Genomic DNA, 4,626 nt, shown 5'->3' with positions numbered 1-4,626 from the left:
TCACCGTGCGCGCCGCCGCCCGGCACAGGTCGCCCAGGAGCCGGCGCTCGAACCGGAAATAGAGGCGCAGCCGCTTGGGAATCGTGAACACGAACTGCCGATGAGGCACTTCGGCGCAAACGTGCTCAGCCACCCAACCCGCTTTCTCCAGCGCCCGCTTCTCGTGGCAAGACGGGCAGAAACATCGGCCGCGGCAGGAATACGGCACGAAAAGCTCCTCGCTGCACTTGGGGCAGCGGACGCGGGCAAAGCCGTCCACAAAGGGCGTGTGGGTGCGCGCAGGCAGCAGGGCGTTGCAGCGGATATCGTGCTTGAGGAAATCCCTGGCCACCGACCACGTCATCGCCAGCACAGCCCCTTTGCTGGCGGAATAGGCGAAACGGTCGGAAATGCCGATGAGCGCGACAGTCGAAGCCAGGTTTTTAGAATGACACCGCCGCCTGCCGATGCCATGCGCCCCAGCACGGCCTGCAGACAGTGGAAAATGCCCTTCACGTTCACCTGCCACACACGGTCGAAGTCTTCGGACGTCGTGGTCAGGGCGTTGCCGACATGCGCGATGCCGGCGTTGTTCGCGAGAATATGGATGCGGCCGCGGCGTTCTTCGATGCGCGTGAAAGCGGCGTCCACTTGTGCCGCGTCACTCACGTCGCACACTTGGCCCGTAGCCAGGCCGCCGGCGCGAGTAATTTCCTCGGCAACAGCCGCGGCGTTGTCGGCGGACAGGTCGAGGAGTTCCACGACGGCGCCACGCGCGGCGAACAGTCGGGCAATGGCTTGGCCGATGCCGGAGGCGCCGCCCGTGATGACGGCAGTTTTTCCTTCAAGTGAGAGCATGAGGAATGGAATTGGGAGTTGTTTCAAGAGAAGCGGATGAAACGGGCGAGGGCGCGCTGCGTTCCTGATTGGGAATCCGGCCGATGACGGGATATTGCTCGATATCCACGACCGACCCGGTGACTGGCCGGCTTTCATCGCCGAGCCAGTAAACCGCGGCGGCAGCAATTTGGCAGGGTTGCAGGAGCCGGCCCGATGGAACGGCGTAGGCGGGAAGGTGATTGGGCCAGTCGGCGGGCAAGCCGTCGCGGAGCTTAACGTGGTATTCGTTTTCCGTGAGCGTCCACCCAACGTTGAGCTGGTTAACGCGGACGCCGCGCGGGCCGAGCGTGTCGGCCAGATTGCGCGTGAGAGTCACCAAGCCGCCTTTGGAGACTGAATACGCGAGCAGATTAGCCTGGCCACAATAGGCGAGCACGGACCCGATGTTGAGCACTGCGCCACGGGCGGCGGCGAGGGGCTCCAAGGCCGCACGGATGAGGAGCAGCGGTGCCCGAAGATTCACCGCCATGATCTGGTCGAAGAACGCCGGCGTAGTCTGCTCCAGATGCGCACGACGGTTGTCGGCGGCGTTGTTGACCAGCGCGTCGAGCCGTCCGAAAGCGCGCAAGGCAGCGTCCACCATGCGTTGGGCGGACTGCGAATCCGCGAGGTCGTCCAGATGAAACGCGGTGTTCGATCCCAGTTCTTCCGTAAGACGCCGGCCGCGCTCGGCGGTGCGCCCGTGCAGCAGCACACGCGCGCCCTCAGCCACGCAACGGCGTGCCATGGCTTCGCCGATGCCAGTGGTGCTGCCGGTGATGAGAATAACTTTGTCTTGGAGTCGCATAACAGAACTCAGTGGTTGTGGCGGGGAATGGTGGCGCACACGGCGCAATAGGCGCACGCGAAGTCGAGGCACGCGCCGGCGTCGAGTTGGCTGACATGGGCGCGGTAAAGCTGCTGCCAGGGCGTGGCGCTGGGTGGAGCGGCCGGTGGCGGTTGGGCGGCGCGGCGTTCCCATTCGGCGGCCGGCACGATCGCATCCACGCGCCGGGTATTGAGGTCCACGCGCACACGGTCGCCGGTCCGGAGACGGGCGAGGCCACCGCCGGCGAAGGCTTCGGGCGTGGCGTTGAGAATCGAAGGGCTTGCGGCGGTGCCGCTTTGGCGGCCGTCGCCGAGCGTGGGCAGCTCGTCCAAACCGGCGCGGATGAGGGCGTCGGGCGGCTGCATGTTGACCACTTCGCCGCTGCCCGGAAACCCGACGGGGCCGCAGCCGCGGATGACCAGCAGCGTGGTTTGGTCCACCCCGAGCGTGGGGTCGTTGACGCGTGCATGGTAGTCCTCCGGCCCGTCGAAGACAACGGCGCGGCACTCGAAGCAATTCTCTGCCCCCGGGCGCGCGAGGTAGCGGCGGCGAAAGTCCGCGCTGATGACGCTGGTCTTGATGAGCGCGGTCTCGAACAAGTTGCCCGTCAGGACGATGAAACCTGCCTTCTGCAGGAGCGGCGCGCTGACACTGCGAATCACCTCACGGTCGCGGACGCGCGCGGCCGTCACGTTGTCCGCCAGTGTGCGGCCTGTGACGGTGAGTGCGTGGCCGCGGAGCAGGCCAGCCTCGATCAATTCGTGGAGCACGGCGGGCAGGCCGCCCGCGCGGTGGAAGTCCTCGCCCAGATGCGTGCCGGCCGGTTGCAGGTTCACCAGCAACGGCACGTCATAGCCGTGAGTTTCCCAATCGTGCATCGAAAGCTCCACTCCCGCGTGACGTGCGATGGCGGCGAGGTGCGGCGGGCAATTGGTGGAGCCGCCGATGGCGGTGGTGACCACGATGGCATTGATCAGCGCGTCGCGCGTGAGCAGGCGCGAGGGACGCAGGTCCTCACGCACCAGCGCCACGGCGCGGCGGCCTGTCTCGTAGGCCATCTGCGCCCGCTCGCGATAGGTGGCGGGGATTGCCGCGCAGCCGGGCAAGGAAAATCCCAACGCCTCGGCCAGGCAGTTCATGGAAAGCGCGGTGCCCATGGTGTTGCAATGGCCCGCGCTGGGCGCGGAGGCGGCGAGCAGTTCCATAAACCCGCGCTCGTCCAGCGTCCCCGCAGCGAGCCGCCGCCGGGCTTGCCAGATGATGGTGCCCGCGCCAGCCGGCTGGCCGTCGAGGTAGCTGTTGAGCATCGGACCGCCGGATAAGACGATTGCGGGCAGGTCCGTGGTCGCTGCCGCCATGAGTGCGGCGGGTGTCGTCTTGTCGCAGCCGGTCGTGAAAACAACGCCATCAAGCGGGTAGCCGTGCAGAATTTCGACCAGGGCGAGGTAGGCGAGATTGCGGTCGAGCGCCGCCGTGGGCCGTCGCACGGACTCCTGAATCGGGTGCATGGGAAAGACCAGCGGCACGCCACCTGCGTCGCGCACGCCGTCGCGTGTGCGCTGCTCGAGTTCGAGATGGATGCGGTTGCAGGGCGCGAGGTCGCTGCCGGATTGGGCGATGCCAATGACCGGGCGGCCCGATTGCAGTTCGCCCGCGGTGAGACCGAAGTTCAAAAACCGCTCCAGGTAAAGAGCGGTCATGCCGGGGTTGTCCGGGTTGTTCCACCAATTCTCGCTGCGAAGCTTCGGGTTCATGATTAGGAAAGATTCAACGCGGCCGAATAGATGCGCACCGCATCCGCTTCGGAGATAACACGCGGATTCGGATCCATCAACCGCCGGATGCCCACCGCCATGCGTGCCAACTCAGGCAACCCGGACGCAGGCACGCGCACCCCGCGCAAGGCGGCGCACACGCCCACCTCGCTCGCCAGCGCGTCAAATTTCGAGGAAAAGTCCTCCGGCTCGCGAATGTTCCAGCCCAGTGCGGCGCCCAGTTCGGCGAATGCCTCGGAGCAAACCAGCGAGTTATGGCGCATCACCGCCGCCGTCAGCCCTCCGGTCGCAACGCCGTGCGGAATGTGGAAACGTCCGCCCAGCGGAAGCGCCAGCGCGTGCACACCGCAGCAGGAGGAGTTGGCGAAGGCCAGTCCAGCCAAGTGCGAACCGAGCGCCATGTCATCACGTGCGCGGGTGTCATCCGGAGTCCGGCACACCGCGCGAAGCGAGCGACCGAGGTAACGCAACGCCTCCAGCGCGAGTCCTTGCGCCAGCGGCGTCGCGACTCGCGCGATGAACGCCTCCACCGCGTGTACCACGGCATCAATTCCCGCCGCCGCTGTGACTGCCGCTGGTTGCGAATCCGTCAGCGCCGGGTCCACTACCACGAGGTCCGCGAGCAGGCTCGGGTCCACTACGCCTACCTTCAGGTCTTGGGTCGTGTCCGTGAGCACGGCAACAAACGTCGCCTCCGAGCCGGTGCCAGCGGTCGTGGGCGCCAGCAGCAGTCCGGTGCGTCGTGTACCCACGCGCCCGATCCCGGCCAACTCCCGCGCGGCTTTGTCCAAGCCCAGCGCAGCCGCGGCGACCTTCGCTGCGTCCATCACGCTGCCACCGCCGAGTCCGATGACACAGTCACATTCGGGGCTGCCGGTGATGGCGCGCACCACCGTGTCCACGCATTCAAAGGGCGGCTCCGGCGTCACGTCGGCGAACACCTGTACCTCCACGCCTGCCGCGTGTAGCGTCGCGCGCATGCGGTCGAATAGCCCGGCGGACACGACGCCGCGGTCCGTGACGACAAACGGCCAACGCTAGTGCTTAGTTGCATAAGTTAATTACTGTATTGCGAAGCTGAGTTCCCCTGACTTCGCGCTTGCGCCAGACAAAGGGTTTGGAGGTCTGGTTATGCTTGGCAATAAATTGTTCGAGCAAAGTTCG

At 66.1% G+C, this 4,626-nt stretch carries 5 protein-coding genes; all 5 read right to left on the bottom strand.

Annotated elements, in window-relative coordinates:
• Nucleotides 1–508, bottom strand: a 508-nt coding sequence (locus FJ386_15040; protein ID MBM3878001.1) for an SDR family oxidoreductase, incomplete at its 3' end; no start/stop codon positions are given.
• The gene (locus tag FJ386_15035) at nt 340–975 is read right to left on the bottom strand and encodes an SDR family NAD(P)-dependent oxidoreductase (protein ID MBM3878000.1); all 636 of its coding nucleotides are present in this window, start codon (nt 973–975) and stop codon (nt 340–342) included. The genes FJ386_15040 and FJ386_15035, both read right to left, overlap by 169 nt.
• A complete protein-coding gene (locus tag FJ386_15030) occupies nt 824–1,666 on the bottom strand; it encodes an SDR family oxidoreductase (protein MBM3877999.1) in 843 nt (280 codons plus the stop codon). Before FJ386_15030 ends, FJ386_15035 begins: the two co-directional genes overlap by 152 nt.
• A gap of 8 nt (nt 1,667–1,674) precedes the next feature.
• Nucleotides 1,675–3,441: a dihydroxy-acid dehydratase family protein gene (locus tag FJ386_15025; GenBank protein MBM3877998.1), complete on the bottom strand. Its 1,767-nt coding sequence runs from the start codon at nt 3,439–3,441 to the stop codon at nt 1,675–1,677.
• A 2-nt stretch (nt 3,442–3,443) separates the two neighbouring features.
• Nucleotides 3,444–4,442, bottom strand: coding sequence for an iron-containing alcohol dehydrogenase (locus FJ386_15020; protein MBM3877997.1), 999 nt, complete (start codon nt 4,440–4,442; stop codon nt 3,444–3,446).
• Between the last annotated feature and the right edge of the window lie 184 nt (nt 4,443–4,626).

The organism is Verrucomicrobiota bacterium (assembly GCA_016871675.1).
GTDB lineage: Bacteria > Verrucomicrobiota > Verrucomicrobiia > Limisphaerales > VHCN01 > VHCN01.
Note: the sequence above shows the minus strand (reverse complement) of the source record. Positions and strands in the feature narration are given on the sequence as shown.

Excerpts from the sequence above, each read along its gene's own strand:
- FJ386_15025 (MBM3877998.1), bottom strand. The coding sequence starts at position 3,441 with ATGAACCCGAAGCTTCGCAGCGAGAATTGGTGGAACAACCCGGACAAC.
- FJ386_15035 (MBM3878000.1), bottom strand. The coding sequence starts at position 975 with ATGAAAGCCGGCCAGTCACCGGGTCGGTCGTGGATATCGAGCAATATC.
- FJ386_15030 (MBM3877999.1), bottom strand. The coding sequence starts at position 1,666 with ATGCGACTCCAAGACAAAGTTATTCTCATCACCGGCAGCACCACTGGC.
- FJ386_15020 (MBM3877997.1), bottom strand. The coding sequence starts at position 4,442 with ATGCGCGCGACGCTACACGCGGCAGGCGTGGAGGTACAGGTGTTCGCC.